This window comes from Roseateles flavus (genome assembly GCF_039872765.1).
Classification (GTDB): domain Bacteria; phylum Pseudomonadota; class Gammaproteobacteria; order Burkholderiales; family Burkholderiaceae_C; genus Roseateles_B; species Roseateles_B flavus.
Genome location: NZ_JBDPZC010000005.1, coordinates 164,349 through 184,291, shown reverse-complemented (window position 1 = coordinate 184,291; position 19,943 = coordinate 164,349). Strand labels below are relative to the sequence as shown.

17 protein-coding genes and 2 tRNA genes are annotated in these 19,943 nt (G+C 65.7%); 10 read left to right on the top strand and 9 right to left on the bottom strand.

The window, feature by feature from the left end:
- Nucleotides 1–50: 50 nt before the first annotated feature.
- Genes ABDJ40_RS12400 through gyrA form a run of 5 tightly spaced genes read right to left on the bottom strand, consistent with a single transcriptional unit; the run spans nucleotide 51 to nucleotide 6,523 of the window.
- Entirely contained in the window at nucleotides 51–935 is an 885-nt protein-coding gene (locus ABDJ40_RS12400; protein ID WP_269632728.1) for a prephenate dehydrogenase, read from the bottom strand.
- A gap of 25 nt (nucleotides 936–960) precedes the next feature.
- Nucleotides 961–2,073 carry a prephenate dehydratase gene (pheA, locus tag ABDJ40_RS12395; protein WP_347610089.1) on the bottom strand — a complete coding sequence of 371 codons (1,113 nt, stop codon included), beginning with the start codon at nucleotides 2,071–2,073 and terminating at the stop codon, nucleotides 961–963.
- Nucleotides 2,066–3,187: a 3-phosphoserine/phosphohydroxythreonine transaminase gene (gene serC, locus ABDJ40_RS12390; protein ID WP_347610087.1), complete on the bottom strand. Its 1,122-nt coding sequence runs from the start codon at nucleotides 3,185–3,187 to the stop codon at nucleotides 2,066–2,068. Before serC ends, pheA begins: the two co-directional genes overlap by 8 nt.
- A 40-nt stretch (nucleotides 3,188–3,227) precedes the next feature.
- Nucleotides 3,228–3,827 carry a DUF2059 domain-containing protein gene (locus ABDJ40_RS12385; RefSeq protein ID WP_269632731.1) on the bottom strand — a complete coding sequence of 200 codons (600 nt, stop codon included), beginning with the start codon at nucleotides 3,825–3,827 and terminating at the stop codon, nucleotides 3,228–3,230.
- 17 nt (nucleotides 3,828–3,844) lie between these two features.
- On the bottom strand, nucleotides 3,845–6,523 hold the full coding sequence (gyrA, locus tag ABDJ40_RS12380; RefSeq protein ID WP_347610085.1) for a DNA gyrase subunit A: 2,679 nt from the start codon (nucleotides 6,521–6,523) through the stop codon (nucleotides 3,845–3,847).
- Nucleotides 6,524–6,791: 268 nt separating this feature from the next.
- Between gyrA and ompA the strand changes: the two genes are divergently transcribed.
- On the top strand, nucleotides 6,792–7,445 hold the full coding sequence (gene ompA / locus ABDJ40_RS12375; RefSeq protein WP_347610083.1) for an outer membrane protein OmpA: 654 nt from the start codon (nucleotides 6,792–6,794) through the stop codon (nucleotides 7,443–7,445).
- Between the two features lie 198 nt (nucleotides 7,446–7,643).
- On the opposite strand, the gene efp is transcribed toward ompA, so the two are convergent.
- Together efp and earP are read right to left on the bottom strand one after the other, a co-directional pair.
- Complete coding sequence (gene efp / locus ABDJ40_RS12370) at nucleotides 7,644–8,198, bottom strand: elongation factor P (protein ID WP_183104334.1); 555 nt, start codon at nucleotides 8,196–8,198, stop codon at nucleotides 7,644–7,646.
- Between the two features lie 259 nt (nucleotides 8,199–8,457).
- The gene (gene earP, locus ABDJ40_RS12365) at nucleotides 8,458–9,543 is read right to left on the bottom strand and encodes an elongation factor P maturation arginine rhamnosyltransferase EarP (protein WP_347610080.1); all 1,086 of its coding nucleotides are present in this window, start codon (nucleotides 9,541–9,543) and stop codon (nucleotides 8,458–8,460) included.
- A 33-nt stretch (nucleotides 9,544–9,576) separates the two neighbouring features.
- Here earP and uvrC point away from each other — a divergent pair, with 33 nt between their 5' ends.
- From uvrC to ABDJ40_RS12330, 7 genes are all read left to right on the top strand, one after another.
- Entirely contained in the window at nucleotides 9,577–11,703 is a 2,127-nt protein-coding gene (gene uvrC, locus ABDJ40_RS12360) for an excinuclease ABC subunit UvrC (RefSeq protein WP_347610078.1), read from the top strand.
- A complete protein-coding gene (locus ABDJ40_RS12355) occupies nucleotides 11,690–12,292 on the top strand; it encodes a hypothetical protein (RefSeq protein ID WP_347610076.1) in 603 nt (200 codons plus the stop codon). Before uvrC ends, ABDJ40_RS12355 begins: the two co-directional genes overlap by 14 nt.
- A 63-nt stretch (nucleotides 12,293–12,355) precedes the next feature.
- Nucleotides 12,356–12,922 carry a CDP-diacylglycerol--glycerol-3-phosphate 3-phosphatidyltransferase gene (gene pgsA / locus ABDJ40_RS12350; RefSeq protein ID WP_347610074.1) on the top strand — a complete coding sequence of 189 codons (567 nt, stop codon included), beginning with the start codon at nucleotides 12,356–12,358 and terminating at the stop codon, nucleotides 12,920–12,922.
- Nucleotides 12,923–13,230: 308 nt separating this feature from the next.
- On the top strand, nucleotides 13,231–13,503 hold the full coding sequence (locus tag ABDJ40_RS12345; protein WP_269632737.1) for an HU family DNA-binding protein: 273 nt from the start codon (nucleotides 13,231–13,233) through the stop codon (nucleotides 13,501–13,503).
- A gap of 14 nt (nucleotides 13,504–13,517) precedes the next feature.
- A tRNA-Val gene (locus ABDJ40_RS12340) sits at nucleotides 13,518–13,593 on the top strand.
- Nucleotides 13,594–13,763: 170 nt separating this feature from the next.
- Nucleotides 13,764–15,677 (top strand): SurA N-terminal domain-containing protein, encoded by a 1,914-nt coding sequence (locus tag ABDJ40_RS12335; protein ID WP_347610071.1) that lies wholly within the window; start codon nucleotides 13,764–13,766, stop codon nucleotides 15,675–15,677.
- Nucleotides 15,678–15,755: 78 nt separating this feature from the next.
- Nucleotides 15,756–15,831: transfer RNA gene (locus ABDJ40_RS12330), tRNA-His, on the top strand.
- A gap of 413 nt (nucleotides 15,832–16,244) precedes the next feature.
- Here the strand turns inward: ABDJ40_RS12330 and ABDJ40_RS12325 are convergent.
- Together ABDJ40_RS12325 and ABDJ40_RS12320 are read right to left on the bottom strand one after the other, a co-directional pair.
- Complete coding sequence (locus tag ABDJ40_RS12325; protein ID WP_347610069.1) at nucleotides 16,245–16,988, bottom strand: LuxR C-terminal-related transcriptional regulator; 744 nt, start codon at nucleotides 16,986–16,988, stop codon at nucleotides 16,245–16,247.
- Between the two features lie 157 nt (nucleotides 16,989–17,145).
- On the bottom strand, nucleotides 17,146–18,126 hold the full coding sequence (locus ABDJ40_RS12320) for an NADPH:quinone oxidoreductase family protein (protein WP_347610067.1): 981 nt from the start codon (nucleotides 18,124–18,126) through the stop codon (nucleotides 17,146–17,148).
- Nucleotides 18,127–18,298: 172 nt separating this feature from the next.
- On the opposite strand from ABDJ40_RS12320, the gene surE reads away from it, so the two are divergent.
- A complete protein-coding gene (surE, locus tag ABDJ40_RS12315) occupies nucleotides 18,299–19,051 on the top strand; it encodes a 5'/3'-nucleotidase SurE (protein ID WP_347610065.1) in 753 nt (250 codons plus the stop codon).
- Complete coding sequence (locus tag ABDJ40_RS12310; protein WP_347610063.1) at nucleotides 19,048–19,875, top strand: protein-L-isoaspartate(D-aspartate) O-methyltransferase; 828 nt, start codon at nucleotides 19,048–19,050, stop codon at nucleotides 19,873–19,875. The genes surE and ABDJ40_RS12310 overlap by 4 nt, the downstream gene beginning before the upstream one ends.
- Nucleotides 19,876–19,943 lie beyond the last annotated feature (68 nt).

The window sequence follows — 19,943 nt, the reverse complement described above, 5'->3', positions numbered from 1 at the left end:
AGGCGGTGCCGGGAAGACGGGGGCGGATTCAGCGCAGGCCAGTCATCATCTCAACGCGGACGATTGCCGGACAACTGGCCCATCTGCCACTGCGAGCGTCCCTCCGAGGCCTGCTGCAGCAGGGCCTCCAGGGCCTGCGCGTTGTCCTGCTGGAGCAGTTGCTCGAAGCGGGCGAGCATGTCGCGGAAGCGCTGGGACTGGGCCAGCACCTCCTGCTTGTTGGCGAGGAGGATGTCTCGCCAGATGGCCGGGTCACTGGCCGCGATGCGGGTGAAGTCGCGGAATCCCGGTCCTGCCAGGCTGAGGAAGTCTCGCCCGGCGGATTGGTTGGCAATGGTGCTGAAGTAGGCGTAGGCAAGCAGATGAGGCAGGTGGCTGACGGCGGCAAAGGCGGCGTCATGGTTCTGCGGCGTCATCTTCAGGACCTGGCAGCCCAGAGCGGACCAGACGTCGGTCGCCTTCTGGATCAGCGCTGCATCGGTCTGGGGCAGGGGTGTGAGGATGACCTGTCGGCCCTGGTAGAGCGTGGCGTCGGCCGCCTGCACGCCGGACTGCTCCTTGCCGGCGATGGGGTGGCAGGGCACGAAGGAGCCGATCTGCTTGCCCAGCACGCGCTGGGCGGCGTCCACCACATCGCACTTGGTCGAGCCTACGTCCATCATCAGGACCTTGGGGTCGACCAGGTGCTTGACGGCGCGGAAGGTGGCCTCGGTGGCGGCCACGGGCACGGCCACCAGCACGATGTCGGAGCCCGCCACGGCCAGCAGGGCGGATTCGGCAGCGATGTCGATCACGCCCAGGCGCTTGGCCGTCTCGGTGGTGGAGGGCGATTTGCTGTAGCCGACGACCCGCTTGACCAGGCCGGCCTTCTTCAGGGCCAGCGCGAAGGAGCCGCCCATCAATCCACAGCCGATCACACCCAGTTGATTGAACATTGTGTTCTTGTGTCCTTTGCTTGGCTCAGCCCTTGCGGGGGTAGGCGCCGATGACCTTGTAGAACGCGCACAGAGCGCGCAGCTCTTCCAGGGCTGCGGCCACATTGGGCTCGCTGGGATGGCCGTCCAGGTCGATGTAGAAGTAGTACTCCCACTGGCCGGTGCGGGCCGGGCGGGACTCCAGGCGCGTCATGGACACGCCATGCTTCTTCAGCGGCACCAGCATGTCGTGCATGGCGCCGGGCTTGTTGGTCACGGAGACCACGAGGCTGGTGCAGTCGCGGCCGGTAGCCGGCGGCGTGGCCATGGTCTGCGGCAGCGTGATCACGGCGAAGCGCGTGCGGTTGTAGGCCTCGTCCTGGATGGCATGGGCCACGATGTGCAGACCGAAGAGCGTGGCAGCGCGTTCGCTGGCGATGGCGCAGAAGTCCGGGTTCTCCGCCGCCAGGCGCGCGCCCTCGGCATTGCTGGAGACCGCACGGCGCTCGGCGTCCGGCAGATGCTTGCTGAGCCAGTTCTGGCACTGGGCCAGGGCTTGCGGATGGGCCAGCACGGCCTTGATGCCATTCAGGCTGCTCTCCTTGCGCAGCAGGTTGTGGCGGATCAGCAGGCTGACCTCGCCGACCACATGCGTGGGTGTGTGCAGGAAGAGGTCCAGGGAGCGGGTCACCACGCCCTCGGTCATGTTCTCCACGCCCACCACGCCGTACTGCGCGCTGCCGCTGGCGGTGGCATGGAAGACGTCGTCGAAGCTGCTGCAGTAGATCAGGTCCGCGGCGCCGCCGAAGTACTCGATGGCGGCCTGCTCGCAGAAGGTGCCCATGGGGCCCAGGACGGCCACGCGCTGCGGCGATTCCAGGGCCAGGCAGGCCGACATGATCTCGCGCCAGATGGCGGCCACATGCTCGTTCTTCAGCGGGCCAGGGTTGGCGGCCTGGATCTTGTGGATGACCTGGGCCACGCGGTCCGGCCGGAAGAAGGGCGTGCCATCGCGTCGCTTGAGTTCGCCGACCTGCTCGGCCACATGGGCACGCTCGTTCAGCAGGCGCAGCAGCTGCCCGTCCAGGGCATCGATCTGGTCACGCAGGGCCAGCAGGGCCGGGTTGGCAACAGGTGCAGGGGGCTTGTCCTCAGCCATGGCGGGTCTCAAAGTCCTTCAGGAAGTCCACGAGGGCGTGCACGCCCTCCAGGCTCATCGCGTTGTAGATGGAAGCACGCATGCCGCCCACCGACTTGTGGCCTTTGAGTTGCAGCAGTTGCCTCTCCCGGGCTTCATCCAGGAAGGCTTGGTTGAGTTCGGGGGTGTCGTGGGTGCCACGCAGGTAGAAGGGCACGTTCATGCGGGAACGGCAGTCGGGCGCGACGCGGTTCTCGAACAGGGCGCTGTGGTCCAGAGCCTGGTAGAGCAGGGTGGCCTTGTCGATGTTGCGCTGCTCGATGGCGGCCAAGCCGGTCTTGCCACCGTATTCGAAGCGCTTGAGCCACTGGAACACCAGGCCGGCGACATAGATGGAGAACGTCGGCGGCGTGTTGTACATGGACTGCGCCTCGGCGACCGTCTTGTAGTCGAAGGCCGAGGGGCAGATGGGCAGGGCGTGGCCCAGCAGGTCTTCCCGGATGATCACCAGGGTCAGACCGGCAGGGCCGATGTTCTTCTGTGCGCCGCCAAAGGCCAGGCCCACGCGGGACCAGTCCACCGGGCGCGACAGCACATGGGAGGAGAAGTCGATGACCAGGGGCGCGTCGCAGCCCAGGGCCTTCAGGTCAGGCAGCTCGTGGAACTCGAGGCCGTCGATGGTCTCGTTGCTGCACAGGTGCACATAGGAGGCATCGCCGCGCAGCTGCCACTCGGCCGCGGCCGGGATGGCACGCTGGCCATTCGACTTGGCGTCCGCTGCAATGCGGACGTCGGCATAACGTCCAGCCTCCTGGGCACTCTTGCGAGACCAGGAGCCGCTCACCACCACATCCACCTTGCCGCCCCGCGACAGGTTCAGCGGCACGATGGCGTTCTCGGCCAGGCCGCCGCCCTGCATGAAAAGGATGCGGAACTGCGGCGGGACCGCCAGCAGCTCGCGCAGGTCCGCCTCGGCCTGCTCGCAGATGGAGACGAACTCCTTGCCGCGATGGCTCATCTCCATGACGCTCATGCCCGAGCCGTGCCAATCCAGCATCTCCTGGGCGACTTGCTGCAGCACCTCCTCGGGGAGGGCGGCGGGTCCGGCGGAGAAATTGAACGGGCGTCGGTTCATGGCATGGAGGCGCTGGAGAGACGAACGAGAGGGCTTGCGCTTACTTCTTGGGCGAGTTCTTGTTGCCGGCGGGGCTGCTGGCGGCGCCAGGCATCGGCACGCCCAGGTGCTTGGCCACGTTCTGCTGCAGCACCTTGAAGCGTGCGTCCAGGGTGGCGCCGTTCTCGGCCAGCACCTTGTCGCCCAGGGCCTTCTGCATCTCGCCGCCCAGCTGGCCGAACTTCTTGCTGACCGGGGAATCCAGCCAGGCCAGGATCTGCTTCAGCTCGTCCTCGGTGAACTTCTCTTCCAGGATGGCGCCCACGGTGCTGGGTGCCAGCTTCTGGGCCTTGTCACGGAGGAAGGGGCCGTTCTCTTCGACGAACTTCTTGACGTCGGCCTCGATGGCCTTGGCGGCGGCCTCGCGCTTGTCGGCGGGCATCTGCTGGAGCATGCCGCCGGCACCCTGCATCAGCTGGGCCACGGGGGCTTGCAGCATGTTGCGCGCCATGATCTCGACGCCCTGCTGTTGATGCTGCAGGACCTTGGCGACCAGTTCCTTCTTGGCAGGCGAACTGGCCGGGGCGGCGGGGCCCTGGGCCATCGCCAGGCTGGCGCAGGCCAGGGTGGTGGTGGCTGCGAGCAGCTTCAGTGCATTCATGCGGGGTGCCTTCACGTTCATTCCTTGTTGGAGTCCTGGTCATCGGCCGGGCCGGCACCGACGTCGTCACCGGCGTCGCCGCCGGCGTCATTGCTGAGCTCGCTGCTGGCCTCGTTGGCATCGTTCTCCACGATGCGCTGCAGGCCGGAGAGCTTGGAGCCATCGTCCAGCGCGATCAGGGTGACCCCCTGGGTGGCGCGGCCGAGCTCGCGGATCTCCGCGACGCGGGTGCGCACCAGCACGCCCTTGTCGGTGATCAGCATGATTTCGTCTTCGGGGCGCACCAGCGTGGCAGCGACCACGCGGCCGTTGCGCTCGCTCTGCTGGATGGCGATCATCCCCTTGGTGCCGCGGCCGTGGCGGGTGTACTCGATGATGGAGGTGCGCTTGCCGTAGCCGTTTTCGGTGGCGGTCAGCACGCTCTGGCTTTCGTCCTCGGCCACCAGCATGGCGATGAGGCGCTGCTCGGGCTCCAGCATCATGCCGCGCACGCCGCGGGCCTGGCGGCCCATGGGGCGCACGTCATCCTCGTCAAAACGCACGGCCTTGCCGCCGTCGCTGAAGAGCATGACGTCGTGCTTGCCGTCGGTCAGTGCCGCGCCGATGAGGAAGTCACCCTCGTCCAGGTCCACGGCGATGATGCCGGCCTTTCGCGGGTTGCTGAAGTCCTTCAGCGAGGTCTTCTTGACGGTGCCCAGGGCCGTGGCCATGAAGATGAAGTGATCTTCAGGGAAGCTGCGGAACTCGCCGGTCAGCGGCAGCACCACGGTGATCTTTTCGTCCTGCTGCAGCGGGAACATGTTCACGATGGGCTTGCCGCGCGAGTTGCGCGAGCCCTGCGGCACTTCCCACACCTTCAGCCAGTAGACGCGGCCGCGGTTGGAGAAGCACAGGATCCAGTCGTGGGTGTTGGCGATGAAGAGCTGGTCGATCCAGTCGTCGTCCTTGGTGGCGGCGGCCTGCTTGCCGCGACCGCCGCGACGCTGGGCGCGGTATTCGCTGAGGGCCTGGCTCTTGATGTAGCCGGTGTGGGACAGGGTCACCACCATGTCGGTCGGGGTGATCAGGTCCTCGGTGCCCAGCTCCTGCGCATTGCGCTCGATCACGCTGCGGCGGGCGCCCAGTTTGGTCTGGCCGAATTCCTGGCGCAGCTGGACCAGCTCTTCGCTGATGATGGTGGTCACGCGCGAGGGCGTTGCCAGGATGTGCAGCAGATCGGCGATCTGGGCCATCACGTCCTTGTACTCACCGACGATCTTGTCCTGCTCCAGACCAGTCAGGCGCTGCAGGCGCATCTGCAGAATTTCGCTGGCCTGGTCGTCCGAGAGGCGGTAGAGGCCGTCCGGCTGCATGCCGTACTGGGCGGGCAGACCCTCGGGGCGGTAGGCGTTGCGGCCGCCGGTGGTCTCGTTTTCGGCGCGGGCGAGCATCTCGCGCACCAGCGAGGAGTCCCAGCTCTTGGCCATCAGCGCGGCCTTGGCGACGGGCGGGGTCGGCGAGGTCTTGATGGTCTCGATGAACTCGTCGATATTGGCCAGCGCCACGGCCAGGCCTTCCAGCACGTGGCCGCGCTCGCGGGCCTTGCGCAGCTCGTACACGGTGCGGCGGGTCACCACCTCGCGACGGTGCTCCAGGAAGACCGTGATCAGGTCCTTCAGGTTGCAGACCTTGGGCTGGCCGTCGATCAGGGCGACCATGTTGATGCCGAAGGTGTCCTGGAGCTGCGTCTGCTTGTACAGATTGTTCAGCACGACCTCGGGCACTTCGCCGCGCTTGAGCTCGATCACCACACGCATGCCGGACTTGTCGGACTCGTCCTGGATGTGGCTGATGCCCTCGATCTTCTTCTCGTGGACCAGCTCGGCAATGCGCTCCAGCAGCGTCTTCTTGTTGACCTGGTAGGGGATCTCGTCAACGATGATGGCCTGGCGGTTGCCGCGGTCGATGTCCTCGAAGTGGACCTTGGCGCGCATCACCACCTTGCCGCGGCCGGTGCGATAGCCCTCGCGCACGCCGTTGAGGCCGTAGATGATGCCGGCCGTGGGGAAGTCGGGCGCCGGGATGATCTCCATCAGCTCGTCGACCGAGCATTCCGGGTTCTTCAGCGCATGCAGGCAGGCGTCGACGACCTCATTGAGGTTGTGCGGCGGGATATTGGTGGCCATACCCACCGCAATACCGGCCGAGCCGTTGACCAGCAGATTCGGCAGCCGGGTCGGCAAAACCAGGGGTTCCTTCTCGGAACCGTCGTAGTTGGGGCCGTAATCGACAGTTTCCTTGTCGATATCCGCCAGCATTTCGTGGGCGATTTTGTCAAGGCGGATTTCGGTGTATCGCATCGCTGCGGCGTTGTCGCCGTCGATGGAGCCGAAATTGCCCTGGCCGTCCACGAGCATATGACGCAGCGAGAAATCCTGGGCCAGTCGGACGATGGTGTCGTAGACGGCACTGTCGCCGTGAGGGTGGTACTTACCGATCACATCGCCGACGATACGGGCCGACTTCTTGTAAGGCCGGTTCCAGTCGTTGTTCAGTTCGTGCATCGCGAACAGCACCCGGCGATGCACGGGCTTCAAGCCGTCCCGGGCATCGGGGAGGGCTCGACCCACGATCACGCTCATCGCGTAGTCGAGGTAGGAGCGCCGCATTTCCTCTTCGAGGCTGATGGGCAGGGTTTCCTTGGCGAACTGAGTCATGCGCGTTGCGGCGCCTGGTGCGAACCGGCGCCGAATCTGGTACGGACGGGAAGGGCTGATTCTATGCTGGCCGGCATGTCGCTCTCGCACAACATGGATCCATGGCTTTCGACAGGTAGGCAGCAGAATGCTGAACGCCCTGGGCGCTATGGCACAATTGCTGAGTCCCTAGTGGAAACCCTTGGCTTTGGCTTGGTGGAATCTGCTTGGCATTTCAAAGATCCGGACATTTCGCAGGGCAACTGCGTCTTTCCTTGAGAGGATAAACATGAAGAAATTGAACCGTGTGGCGTCGCTCTTCGCAGTGGCTGCTGTCCTGTCGTCTGGCGCCTTCGCTCAGACCGTTGACAACTGGCGCTCGACCGACGGCACCGTGTGGAAGAACGGCAGCAACGAATACTGCTGGCGCAACAACTTCTGGACGCCTGCCACCGCCGCCAAGGACTGCGACGGCGCCCTGAAGCCGGAAGTCAAGAAGATCGAGCCGCCGAAGGTTGCGGACACGCCCAAGGTGGAGCCCAAGGCTGAAGTCAAGCCGCCGGTGACGCCTCCCGTGGTCCAGAGCGAGAAGGTCACCTTCGCCGCTGATGCCTTCTTCGATTTCGACAAGGCTGTGCTGAAGCCCGAAGGCAAGGCCAAGCTGGATGACCTGGTCTCCAAGACCTCGGGCATCAACCTGGAAGTGATCGTTGCCGTCGGCCACACCGACAGCGTCGGTTCCGACGAGTACAACCAGAAGCTGTCGGTGCGTCGCGCCGAAGCCGTGAAGGCCTATCTGGTCTCCAAGGGCATCGAGAAGAACCGCGTCTACACCGAAGGCAAGGGCGAGAAGCAGCCTGTGGCCGACAACAAGACCACCGAAGGCCGCGCCAAGAACCGTCGCGTGGAAATCGAAGTGGTCGGTACCCGCGCCAAGAAGTAATCAGGCCTTCAGCCTCGGCTGATCTGTCTGACGAAGAAGTCCCCGCTTCGGCGGGGATTTTTTTTGCCCATCGCCGGGTTGGTAGGCGCTGGCCTGCCTGCCTGAGGCGGGCTGCCTGATTCCATGCTCCCGCCGGGCGAGGGGCGGCAATGAAAAAGGCGCCCGAAGGCGCCTTTGACATGTGGGACGAGCCGGCGCTTAAACGCGCTTGCGGTACTCGTTGGTGCGGGTGTCGATTTCGATCTTGTCGCCGTTCTCCACGAACAGGGGCACGGGAATCTCGAAGCCGGTGCCCTTCACGCGGGCGGGCTTCATGACCTTGCCGGAGGTATCGCCCTTGACGGCGGGCTCGGTCTCGATCTCGCGCACGACGGTGGTGGGCAGTTCGACGGAGATGGCCTTGCCGTCATAGAACACCACTTCGACGCCCATGTTGTCGTCGAGGTAGTTCAGAGCGTCGCCCATGTTCTCGGCTTCGACTTCGAACTGGTTGTACTCGGTGTCCATGAACACATACATCGGGTCAGCGAAGTAGGTGTAGGTGCATTCCTTCTTGTCCAGGATGATCTGGTCCATCTTGTCGTCGGCCTTGAAGACGACTTCAGCACCTGCGCCGTTCAGCAGGTTCTTCATCTTCATGCGCACGGTGGCGGCGCCGCGGCCACCACGGCTGTATTCGGTCTTCAGAACGACCATCGGGTCCTTGCCCTGCATGATCACGTTGCCGGCGCGGATTTCCTGAGCGAGTTTCATGGTGTTTACTTGCTGATGTCTTGATGGGATGCGCTGTTTCGAGCGCTGTCTTGAGCAATCTTCTGAGCGATCCTGTTGTGATCGCCAGCGTGTGACCGCCAACGCTGGGCGATGCTGAAACCGTGCCCACGAAAAGGCTCGACCCTTGCATCGCAGCTCGCGCACCCGGGACTCCAGACAAGAAGCTAAAGGCAGGGTCAACGCGGCAAAGCTGCCTATTCTAGCCCGAAGTGGCCCGGTGGGGCCGCAGCGCGCCGGCTCAGCGCTGCAGGAATCCCTGCAATTGCGTCACAAGGTCGACCTGCGTCAACAGGCCGGAGCGCCAGGCGAGGAAGGCGTCCGTCGCGGCTGCGAGCGGCGGGAGCTGCAGCGGGGCGCTGGCCTCCGGGCTTCGGTCGAGGCCGTTCCAGGCGCGCCACAAGGCCTGCCAGGCCAGGCGCTGGTCGGGCGGCATGCCTGCGAATGCCCGGTCCATGAAGGCCTGCAACTTGGCCTCGTGGGCGCCGTCGTCCTGGGGGTAGATGTGCCACACGAAGGGGCGGCCGGCCCACTGCGCGCGCACGAAGGAATCCTCGCCGCGGACTAGGTTGAGATCGCAGACCCACAGCAGGCGGTCGAAATCGTCCTGGGGCAGGAAGGGAAGATGCTGCACACGCAGGCGCTCAGGCAGGGCCTGTGCTGCCTGCCGCTCACGGAGCATTCGACTGCCGGGGCCGGGGCAGGCCAGGATCAGGGTGGGCGTCCCGGCCAGGGCTTGCAGCAGTCGAGGCAGGGCGGGGTTGTCGTAGCAGAAGAGGGTGACCAGACGTTCGCCTGGCTCGCGCACGATGCCCTGCTGGCGCAACCAGCCCGCATGATCGGCGGCCTCCCGTGCTTCCATCAAGCCGGGTTCGCGCAGCAGGCCGCCGGTGCGTGCCGTGAAGCCGGGATAGAAGAAGAACTTTTCCAGTCCCGCGGCCGGGCCTTGCCACTGCGGCGAGCGCAGGCCGTGGCTGCGCTCCACATAGTCTTCGGCGCTGAGGTATTCCAGGTTGAGCCAGAGAGGCGTCGGACGGGCAGCTGCCATGCGCGCCTTCACGCCATCGGGCAGCTCGCATCCGAAGGCCTCGATCACAACGCCGCCCGGCTGCGCCTCGAAGCGGAGCTCGGCTTCGGACCAGGCCATCAGCTGGATGGACTCGAGGTCCGAGGGGGCGGCCATCCACTGCAGGGGGCGGGCATCGTCGATCCACAACCGGACCTCATGGCCGCGGCGGCTCAGCTCACGACACAGGCGCCAGCAGACGCCCGCATCGCCGTAGTTGTCGATGACGCGGCAGAACACGTCCCATGCTCGTGAATCCATCGGCGCATTATCGGCGGCGGCACAATCGCGCCCATGAGCAAGAAGAAGCCGGATCCCGCATTGAGCACAGCACTGCCGGAAGGCGTCTCCAATCCCTCGGGGGCGGATGCGGCTGCACAGGGCGAGGCGCCGGCAGGGGCATCGTCGACGCTGGGGGAGGCGCAGATCTCGGCCTGGGCGGAGGAGCGCGAGGCTGTGGAGCGTGCCGAGGCGCAGCGCGTCGCCGAGGTCGAGGCGGCCGCGCTGGCGGTGCGCGAGCGGGTGCTGGCCGAAGTGGCGGCGCTGCCGGGGCTGCCGGGCGTCTATCGCTACTTCGATGCGCAGGACCAGGTGCTGTACGTCGGCAAGGCCAAGAACCTGAAGAAGCGGGTCTCCAGCTATTTCCAGAAGAACCATGGCGGCACCCGCATCGGGCTGATGGTGGCCCGCATCGCCAGGTTGGAGACCACGGTGGTGCGCACCGAGGCCGAAGCCCTGCTGCTGGAAAACAACCTGATCAAGGCGCTGAATCCGCGCTTCAATATCCTCTTCCGGGATGACAAGAGCTACCCGTATCTGCGCCTCAGTGCCCATGCCTATCCGCGGGTGAGCTACTACCGGGGCGGTGTGGATCGCCGGCATCGTTACTTCGGGCCGTATCCAAGTGCATGGGCCGTCAAGGAATCGATACAGCTGATTCAAAAGGTATTCCGGCTGCGTACCTGTGAGGACACCGTCTTCAACAACCGCAGCCGACCCTGTCTGCTGTTCCAGATTCGCCGCTGCTCCGGCCCCTGCGTGCCGGAGAACCAGGGGGAGACTTACGCCCGCGATGTCCGCAATGCCGAGCGTTTCCTGCTGGGTGAGACGGATGAGGTGCTCCAGGGTCTGCAGGCGCAGATGATGGCGTACGCCGAAGCCATGCAGTACGAGCAGGCCGCCGAGGTCCGCAACCAGATCACGGCGCTGTCCAGGGTGCTGCAGCAGCAGGCCGTGGACGAAAGCAGTGCGACCGGCCGCGACCGCGATGTGGACGTGCTTGCGGTCAAGGTCCAGGGCGGGCGTGCGTGCGTCAACATGGCCATGGTGCGCGGTGGTCGCCACCTGGGGGATCGCGCCTTCTTCCCCAAGCATGTGGAGGAGGGTACCCAGTGGTTCGTCGAGGATGAGACCGACGCGGCCGAGGGCTCCGGTGAAGGCGCCGGCCCGAGCCGACCCAGCCCCGAGCGGCAGGTTCTGGAGGCTTTCATGGCCCAGCATTACCTGGAAGCTGCGGTTCCCTCGCTGATCGTCGTCAGCGAGATGGTGGACGAGGGTCTGGCCGCCGCGCTCAGCGCGCAGCAGGGCGCCAAGGTCACTGTGCAGGCGCAGCCCCGTGGCCAGCGTCGCATCTGGCAGGAGATGTGCATCAAGGGCGCCGAGCTGGCCCTGGCGCGCCTGCTCTCGGAGGAAGGCTCGCAGCAGGCCCGCACCCGAGCGCTGGTCGAGGCCCTGGATCTCAATGTGAGCGATCTGGAGTCCTTCCGCGTCGAGTGCTTCGACATCAGCCACACCGCCGGCGAAGCCACGCAGGCATCCTGCGTCGTCTTCCAGGGCCACCAGATGGTCAGCAGCGAGTACCGCCGCTACAACATCGAGGGCATCACTGGCGGTGATGACTACGCCGCGATGCGTCAGGTGCTCACACGCCGTTACGCCAAGCTCGCCGAGGCTGTTCAACTGGGCACGGGTCGCATGCCGGACCTGGTGCTGGTCGATGGCGGCAAGGGGCAGATCTCCATGGCGCGCGAAGTATTCGAGGAGCTGGGGCTGGACCTCGGCCTGCTGGCCGGCGTCGAGAAGGGCGAGGGCCGCAAGGTGGGCCTGGAGGAGCTGGTGTTTGCCGATGGCCGCGAGAAGGTCTACCTGGGGCGCGATTCGGCAGCCCTGATGTTGGTGGCCCAGATCCGGGACGAGGCGCACCGCTTTGCCATCACCGGCATGCGGGCCAAGCGGGCGGCGGTGCGCACGGGCGGCTCGCGCCTGGAGGACGTGCCGGGCGTGGGTCCGAAGAAGCGCGCCCAGTTGCTTCAACGCTTCGGCGGTGTGCGCGGCGTGGCCGCCGCCAGCGTCGAGGACATCGCCAGCGTCAAGGGCATTTCGCGTGAACTGGCCGAGGAGATCTATCGTGTTCTGCACTGACAAGCCGACGTTCGCCCAAACCGGGGCCGTCTCTCCGTTGCGGCGCTACCGTTGCGTGGCCGGCTCGGGCCTGGCCTTGCTCGTGATGCTGGCCGGCTGTAGCAATTCGCCCACCTCGGCCCCCGCTTCGCCGCCCGCTGCCACGACCGCGCCGGGCCCCTCGGGCTCCGCGGCGTCCGGCAAGGGCGGCGGGGCACCGAGCTCCTCCGTACCGGCCAAGGGCGGGGCAGGGGGACAGGTCTTGCTGGGGCCGCCCAGGACGCCGCGCTCCCATGCCGAGCTGCGGCGTCAGGCGGCGCAACGCCTGGTCGCGGCGAATCCGGATCGCAGCTACATGGACACAGTGCCGGATGTGCTGCTGGCGATTCCCGTGCTCGAGGTGGAGCTGAATGTCGACGGCCATGTGCGGCACATCAAGGTCCTGCGCAAGCCGGGCCAGGCGCTGGATACCGTGCAGCTGGCCATGGATGCCGTTCACCGTGCGGCGCCCTTTGGCAATGTCTCGGCCCTGCCCAAGCCCTGGGTCTTCAGCGAGACCTTCCTCTTCAATGACCAGCGCAAATTCAAGCCGCGCACGCTGGATGAATGAACGCAGCATCGCTGCAACAACGTACAGGCCTGAAGGCTGTTCGCGCTCGGGCACAATGCGCCCATGTTTCTGACCCTGCCAACCTTGCTGACCTGGGCGCGCATCGTCGCGATCCCGCTGATCGTCGGCGTGTTCTACCTGGACATCGAGCCGGGGCACCAGAACCTCTTTGCCACCTCGCTGTTCGTGCTGGTCGCCCTGACCGACTGGCTGGACGGCTACCTGGCCCGCAAGCTGAACCAGACCTCTTCCTTCGGCGCCTTCCTGGACCCGGTGGCTGACAAGTTCCTGGTCTGCGCTGCCTTGCTGATCCTGCTGGAGCTGGGTCGGGTCAATGCCCTCGTGGCCCTGGTCATCATCGGCCGGGAGATCGCCATCTCTGCCCTGCGTGAATGGATGGCCCAGATCGGCGCCTCGCGCAGTGTCGCTGTCCACATGGTGGGCAAGCTCAAGACCACCGTGCAGATGGTCGCCATCCCCTTCCTGCTGTACGACGGCCGGCTCTTCGGCCTCATTCCCACACGGGTCTGGGGAACCTGGCTGCTCCTGGCCGCCGTGGTGCTCACCATCTGGTCCATGGTCTATTACCTGCAGAAGGCCGTGCCGGAGATCCGCGCCAAGGCCCGTTGAGTGCACAGCCGCCGTGCGTGGCGCCGGCGTGTCCCACATGCTGGGTGCAGAGGCCTACGGGCCCATGACCGCCTAGCCTGGGAGGGCCTGACATCCGGGCTTGTACCCGTCCGGCCTGCCGCCTGATTCGGTCTAGAATCCGCTTCCCCAGCGGACGCTTGCTGCCAGTGCGGCGCTGGCTCCTGGCGGGCGGTGTGCAACCGGCAGGGCATCCAGCAGGAGGTCCATCAGGACGGCCTGCAGGGCTTCCAACAGGGCATCCATTGCGAGCGCCTGCGCGTCCAGGCATGTTGTTGAGGGGTAGGTTTGTGAACAAGTCAGAATTGATCGAACACATCGCCAAGCAGGCCGACATCTCCAAGGCTGCTGCGTCCCGCGCACTGGAGGCCGTGATCGGCGGCGTGAAGACCACGCTCAAGAAAAACGGCACGGTTTCTCTGGTAGGCTTCGGCACCTTCAGCGTGACCAAGCGCGCTGCGCGCAGTGGACGCAACCCGCGCACCGGCGACACGATCAAGATCAAGTCTGCCAAGGTGCCCAAGTTCCGTCCCGGCAAGGCGCTCAAAGACGCGGTGAACTGAATTCCTTTCTTTGCGGGTGCTTAGCTCAGTTGGTAGAGCGCTTCCCTTACACGGAAGATGTCAGCGGTTCGAGCCCGTTAGCACCCACCAGTCCCAGCACCCCCGGCCGGCCCCGTGCGGCGCGTGCCGGAGGTGAGGGATAGAATCCCACGCAGCAAAGGCGAACTCCGGTTCGCCTTTGTCGCAATTGATGCGGCCTTTGTCAGGCCCTGTGATCCGCCAGTACGGGGTGTCCGTCTTCGGCCCTTCCGAGGTTTTGAATGTTTGATTTCGTTCGCAAGCACAACCGTCTGTTCCAGCTGATCCTGCTGGTCCTGATCCTGCCGTCTTTCGTGGCCCTTGGGGTCAATGGCTACAGCAACTTCATGGATGGCAGCAATGCCGCGGTGGCTCAGATTGATGGCCAGAAGATCACCCGCGCAGAGTGGGATGCGGCGCATCGCCAGCAGTCCGAGCGCCTGCGGCAGCAGCAGCCCACGCTGGATCCCAAGCTGCTGGACTCGGCCGAGGCGCGCCAGCAGTCTCTGGATGCGCTCGTGATGGAGCGTGTACTGCAGGCGGCGGTGCGGAAACAGCACTGGCAGGTCTCGGATGAGCAGCTCAGGCACGTCTTCCTGACGGATCCGCAGTTCGCGGCACTTCGACAGCCTGATGGCTCCCTGAATGCGGCGCTTCTGGCCTCGCAAGGCATGAACGGACCGATGTTTGAGCGCCGCCTGCGTGACAACATGGCTCAGGAGCAGGTCTTGCGTGGCGTGATGAACTCCGCCATCGGCAGCAACAATCTGTCGGCGCAGGCCTTCGATGCCTTCTTCCAGCGCCGCGAAGTGCGCCTGCTGACGCTGAGCCCGGCCGAGTTCGCGGCCCAGGTGAAGCCTGCCGATGCCGAGATCGAGGCCTACTTCAAGGATCCGGCCAACGCCAGCAAGTTCCAGCTGCCCGAGGTGGCCCAGATCGACTACGTGGTGCTGGATGTAGATGGCCTGAAGGCGAGCGTCAGCGTGGCCGAGAAGGACCTGAAGGACTACTACGAGCAGAACCGCAACCGCTACACCGTCGCCGAAGAGCGCCGCGCCAGCCACATCCTGATCAAGGCCGACAAGGCCGCACCCGAGGCCGAGAAGGCCAAGGCGCGTGCCCGCGCCGAGGAGTTGCTGGCCCAGGTGCAGAAGGCGCCTGCGAGCTTCGCCGACGTGGCGCGCAAGAACTCCCAGGACGAAGGCTCTGCCAGCCGTGGCGGGGACCTGGACTTCTTCCCTCGCGGAGCCATGGTCAAGCCTTTCGAGCAGGCAGCCTATGCGCTCAAACCGGGTGAAATCAGCAAGGTGGTGGAGAGCGATTTCGGCTTCCACATCATCCAGCTGACGGCCGTGCGCGGCGGTGACACCAAGTCCTTCGACAGCGTGCGTGCCGAGATCGAGGCAGAGGTCCGCAAGCAGCTGGCCCAGAAGCGCTATGCCGAGCTGGCCGAAACCTTCAGCAACACGGTCTACGAGCAGTCTGACAGCCTGAAGCCCATCGCCGAGAAGCTCGGTCTGAGCATCCGCAGTGCTCTGGTCCAGCGCAAGCCCTCCGCGGATGCGCAAGGCCCCCTGGCCTCGGCCAAGCTGCTGGATCTCGTGTTCAGCAAGGACTCGCTGCAGAACAAGCGCAATACCGAGGCCGTCGAGTTCGGCCCCAGCCAGCTCGTGGCCGCCCACGTGACCGACTACAAGCCTGCCCGCATGCCAGCCTTCGATGACGTGAAGGCCCAGGTGAGCCAGCTGCTGGTGGCCCGCCAGGCTGCTGCGCTGGCGGTGAAGGCCGGCACAGAGAAACTCGCCGCCCTGAAGGCCTCGGGTGACCCGATGTCGCTGCCGGAAGCGCAGACAGTCTCCCGCATGCAGCCCGGCAAGTTCTCTCCCAAGGTGCTCAAGGCCATCCTGCAGGCTGACACCAGCAAGCTGCCCAGTTTCGTGGGGCTCGAGGCGGGCGACGGCAGCTATGTGATTGCGGCCGTGACGCAGGTGCTACCGCGCGAGGGCCAGATGGCTGACCCGGCGCGTGCGGCGCAGCAGTACGCCAAGGCCTGGAGTTCGGCTGAAACCAACGTCTACTACAAGGCCCTGAAGGCGCAGCTCAAGACCACGATCAAGGCGCCCGCCGCAGCGGCATCTGCCGTCGCGTCCAACTGAATTTGGGCGTCTTGAAAAAGTTTTCGGAAAAGTCTTCCCAAGTGAATGAAATACTGCTTATAATCTAAGGCTTCACCGGTGGCTGTAGCTCAGTTGGTAGAGTCCCAGATTGTGATTCTGGTTGTCGTGGGTTCGAGTCCCATCAGCCACCCCACCGGATAAAAGCAAACGGCGACAAGAATTCAGGTTCTTGTCGCCGTTTTGTTTTGGTGCGTCGGATTTGTCTGGTTGATCCGTACGGGTTGATTGGTGGTGTCTGGTTTGGCTCGGCTGTGTTTGGGCAGGTTTGGATGGCTTTGATATGGCCTCCTGCCTCAGGCGCTGCATGGGCTCTCTTAGCGCCCTTCGCAGGTCGTGGCTGTGCCAAGTTGGTTGAGGCCGGTGCGGACAGGCGAATGCCGCCGGGAGGCGCGACGGGGGGGCGCTACTGGAGTCAGGTGGGGCATGGCGGGGCCAGCCCTGTGCTCAAAACACGGCGCCCAAGAACAAAGGCGCCCAAAAACAAAGGCGCCCAGGGCGCCTTCTGTCATTGCTGCGCATCAGGGTACAGGCTGCGCCAATCCGGCGTCAGACCAGGCCTTGCTTGCTGGCCAGCACGGCGGCCTCGGCACGGCTGGAGACGTTCAGCTTCTTGTAGATCGACTTGATGTGGTCGTTGACGGTGAACCACTTGATGCCCATCAGGTTGGCGATTTCCTTGATGGTGAAGCCCTTGCTCAGATAGGTGAGCACTTCGTTCTCGCGTGGAGTGAGGCGCTCCCATTCGGGCGCAGGATCCAGGGCCACCGTGCGGCTGTTGGAGAATCCGCCCGGACTGGTCAGCGCGCCGAAGCCGGAGTTCAGCCCCATGGGGCCACTGTCACCACTGGCGCCAGGGCGGAAGTGGGACAGCAGGCGCCGTGCAATGGCCGGCGACAGCGGGGGCTGGCCGCGCACGATGCGCTGCAGCTCTTCCACCAGCACCTCGAAGCGGTCTTCCTTCAGCAGATAGCCATCCGCTCCGCACTGCAGGGCAGGGAAGAGGTGGTCATCATCGGAATAGAGGGTGGTGACGATCTTGATGGCCGGGCTGCTGGCAATCTCGGCCAGCAGTTCCATGCCATTGCCATCCGGCAGTTCCAGGTCGACCAACACCAGGCGGAAGCCTTGTTCGGGCGGCAGCGAGGCGACGCGGGCCAGCTGCTTGCGAGCGCCTTCCAGGTCGCCTGCTTCGACGAGTTCCATGGTGTCGCTGAAGCTTTCCCTCACCACGCGGCAAAGAAAGCTGCGGGCAACGGGGTTGTCTTCGAGGATGAGTACTTTGACGGCCATGGTCCGAGGGGCTCAGAAGACCTGCATCCTAGCGCACCGGACTCGTGAACAAAGCCCCTGAAAGCGGGGAGTCGACAAGCTGCCATTTCCCGTTCGCGAAAGGCGCTCTCACGGCGAATGGGCCCTGCCCATGCGGTTTTTCGGGCGCTACGTCGCGTCATTGATCATTGAGCAGCAGCACCTTGCCCGTCACCTGGCGTGACTGCATGCGTTCGAAAGCGGCAGGAAGCTCGCGCATGCCGAAGCGCTGGTCGATCACGGGTGCGATGCGCCCGTCGAGGTGCAGGCGCACGAGTTGCTGCATCATGGCTGCATTGCGCTGCGGTTCCCGCTTGGCAAACTCTCCCCAGAAGACGCCGATCAGGGACGCGCCCTTGAGCAGGCAGAGGTTCAGAGGCAGGGCGGGGATCTGCCCTTGCGCGAAGCCCACGACCAGATGCCGGCCGCGCCAGGCGATGGAGCGGAACGCCGCTTCGCTGAGCTCGCCGCCCACGGGGTCGTAGATGAGGTCGGGCCCTCGGCCCCCTATCAACTCTTTCAGGGTGGCCCGCAGGTCCTGGCTGGAGAGGTCGATGGCGTGGTCGGCACCGATGTCAAGGCAGCGTCGACATTTCTCGGGACTGGAAGCCGCGGCGATCACGCGTGCGCCTGCAGCCTTGGCCAGCTGGATGGCGGCGGAGCCCACGCCGCCCGCGGCGCCCAGCACCAGCACGGTCTCGCCGGCCTGCAGCTGGCCGCGGTCCAGCAAGGCGTGCTGGCTCGTTGCATAGGTGCAGATGAAGGCCGCGGCCATGTCCAGGTCGAAGGCGTCCGGCAAGGGCACGAGCAGAGCAGCGCTGATGCAGGCGTGGGTGGCGAAGGCGCCGGTGCCGCTGAAGCCGGCAACGCGGGCGCCGGCTTGCAGGTGGCGCACGCCTTCGCCCACGGTCTCCACAGTGCCTGAGAACTCGGCGCCGGGCACGAAGGGCAGGGGTGGGCGCATCTGGTACTTGCCCTGCACGATCAGCAGGTCCGGGAAGTTCAGGCTGGCGGCGTGGATCCTCACGCGGACTTCGCCGGGGCCCGGCTCGGGCACGCTCTGAGTCTCCCATCGCAGGGTCTGAACGCCGGCGGCGTCGGGGCTGATCCAGGCTTGCATGGCGGTCTCCTTGATGCTGGCTCGCGGGGTGGGAGCGGCGGCGAAGTGCTGGCTCCCGGCTAGCGGCGCATGCTAGAGGCAAGTGGGGCGCCGCGGCGTCACCCGCGTGACGCAAGTCAAGCCCGTGCCAGCCCCGAGCCGGAGCCGGCCGCCGCTCAATAGAATCGACGACATGCGGATTCTCATTTCCAACGACGACGGCTACCTGGCCCCCGGCCTGGCGGCCCTGGTGAAGGCCTGTGAGGGCCTGGGGCAGATCGACGTCATCGCGCCGGAGCAGAATGCTTCGGGAACCTCCAATGCTCTGACGCTGTCGCGGCCCCTGTCGGTCTACACCGCGGCCAACGGCTTTCGCTATGTCAACGGCACGCCTTCGGACTGCGTCCACCTGGCGCTGACCGGCGTGCTGGGCTACCGGCCGGACCTGGTGCTCTCCGGCATCAACAACGGCGCGAACATGGGGGACGACACGCTCTATTCGGGCACGGTGGCAGCGGCCACGGAGGGCTATCTCTTTGGCATTCCTTCGGTCGCCTTCTCGCAGGCGGACAAGGGCTGGGCGCACCTCGATGCCGCGGCGGCCCTGGCCCGCTCTCTGGTGGAGCAGCTCATCGCGGGGGGGCTCGACGAGCCCTTCCTGCTGAACGTCAACGTGCCCAATCGTGCCGATGCCGCGAGCCTTCCGCGCAGCCTGACGCGGCTGGGCCGGCGCCATGCCAGCGAGCCCCTGATCCATCAGCTGAATCCCCGAGGCGAGTCGATGTATTGGATAGGCCCGGCCGGTGATGCACGCGAGGCGGGCGAGGGCACGGACTTCCATGCCTGTGCCAATGGCCGGGTGTCCATCACGCCGCTGCAGATCGACCTCACCGATCACACCCGACTGCCACAGTGGCGCCAGCGCCTGGCAGGAGTGCAGCCGTGAACGCAGGCACGCCCAAGCCGCGCCGCTTCCCGCTGGGGCTGGAGCAGGTCCAGGCCAAGCCGTCAGCGCCCGCGCGCGAGCTGCTGCGCCCGCAGGCGCACCTGCACATGGCGGCCGCGGATGCTGCCCGGCTGCAGGCCCCTCAGGGCCTGGGGCTGGACTCCGCCGGTGTGCGCCAGCGCATGGTGCAGCGCCTGCAACGCGAAGGGCTGAGGGATGATCGGGTGCTCCAGGCCCTTGCCGACGTCCCGCGCCATGAATTCGTCGACAGCGCGCTGGCGATTCAGGCCTACGAGGACACCAGTCTGCCCATCGGCCATGGTCAGACCATCTCCAAGCCCTCGGTCGTGGGGCGCATGCTGGCCCTGTTGCTGGCCGGCGAGGGCGCGCGCCAGCAGGGGCGCCTGGGTCGGGTGCTGGAGATCGGTACCGGCTGCGGCTACCAGGCGGCCGTGCTCGCGCGCCTGGCCCGCCAGGTGGTGAGCATCGAGCGGCTCAAGCCCCTGCACGACAAGGCCGTGGACACGCTGGCACGCCTGCAGGTGCCAGGTCTGAAGCTGATCCATGGCGACGGTCGCCTGGGTGATGCGGGGTCGGCGCCCTACGATGCGATCATCGCAGCGGCCGGTGGCGAAGACCTTCCGCCCGCCTGGCTGGCTCAGCTGGCTCCTGGCGGCCGTCTCGTTGCGCCCATGCAGGCGCCGGGCGGCAAGGGGCAGGTGCTGGTGGTGGTCGATCACGTGCGGGATGCGAGCGGTCAACGATTTGTTCGTACCCAGCACGAGGCCGTGCTTTTCGTGCCCCTAAAATCCGGCGTCATGTAAGGGCGAAGGCCTCGCCCTGTGATGTCGTCCCGCTTCGGCGGGCTTTCAGGGTGATTGCAAGAACATGC

Bases quoted from the DNA above. Each gene is read 5' to 3' on its own strand.
- ABDJ40_RS12400 (WP_269632728.1), bottom strand. From the start codon at position 935: ATGTTCAATCAACTGGGTGTGATCGGCTGTGGATTGATGGGCGGCTCC.
- pheA (WP_347610089.1), bottom strand. From the start codon at position 2,073: ATGGCTGAGGACAAGCCCCCTGCACCTGTTGCCAACCCGGCCCTGCTG.
- serC (WP_347610087.1), bottom strand. From the start codon at position 3,187: ATGAACCGACGCCCGTTCAATTTCTCCGCCGGACCCGCCGCCCTCCCC.
- ABDJ40_RS12385 (WP_269632731.1), bottom strand. From the start codon at position 3,827: ATGAATGCACTGAAGCTGCTCGCAGCCACCACCACCCTGGCCTGCGCC.
- gyrA (WP_347610085.1), bottom strand. From the start codon at position 6,523: ATGACTCAGTTCGCCAAGGAAACCCTGCCCATCAGCCTCGAAGAGGAA.
- ompA (WP_347610083.1), top strand. From the start codon at position 6,792: ATGAAGAAATTGAACCGTGTGGCGTCGCTCTTCGCAGTGGCTGCTGTC.
- efp (WP_183104334.1), bottom strand. From the start codon at position 8,198: ATGAAACTCGCTCAGGAAATCCGCGCCGGCAACGTGATCATGCAGGGC.
- earP (WP_347610080.1), bottom strand. From the start codon at position 9,543: ATGGATTCACGAGCATGGGACGTGTTCTGCCGCGTCATCGACAACTAC.
- uvrC (WP_347610078.1), top strand. From the start codon at position 9,577: ATGAGCAAGAAGAAGCCGGATCCCGCATTGAGCACAGCACTGCCGGAA.
- pgsA (WP_347610074.1), top strand. From the start codon at position 12,356: ATGTTTCTGACCCTGCCAACCTTGCTGACCTGGGCGCGCATCGTCGCG.
- ABDJ40_RS12335 (WP_347610071.1), top strand. From the start codon at position 13,764: ATGTTTGATTTCGTTCGCAAGCACAACCGTCTGTTCCAGCTGATCCTG.
- ABDJ40_RS12325 (WP_347610069.1), bottom strand. From the start codon at position 16,988: ATGGCCGTCAAAGTACTCATCCTCGAAGACAACCCCGTTGCCCGCAGC.
- ABDJ40_RS12320 (WP_347610067.1), bottom strand. From the start codon at position 18,126: ATGCAAGCCTGGATCAGCCCCGACGCCGCCGGCGTTCAGACCCTGCGA.
- surE (WP_347610065.1), top strand. From the start codon at position 18,299: ATGCGGATTCTCATTTCCAACGACGACGGCTACCTGGCCCCCGGCCTG.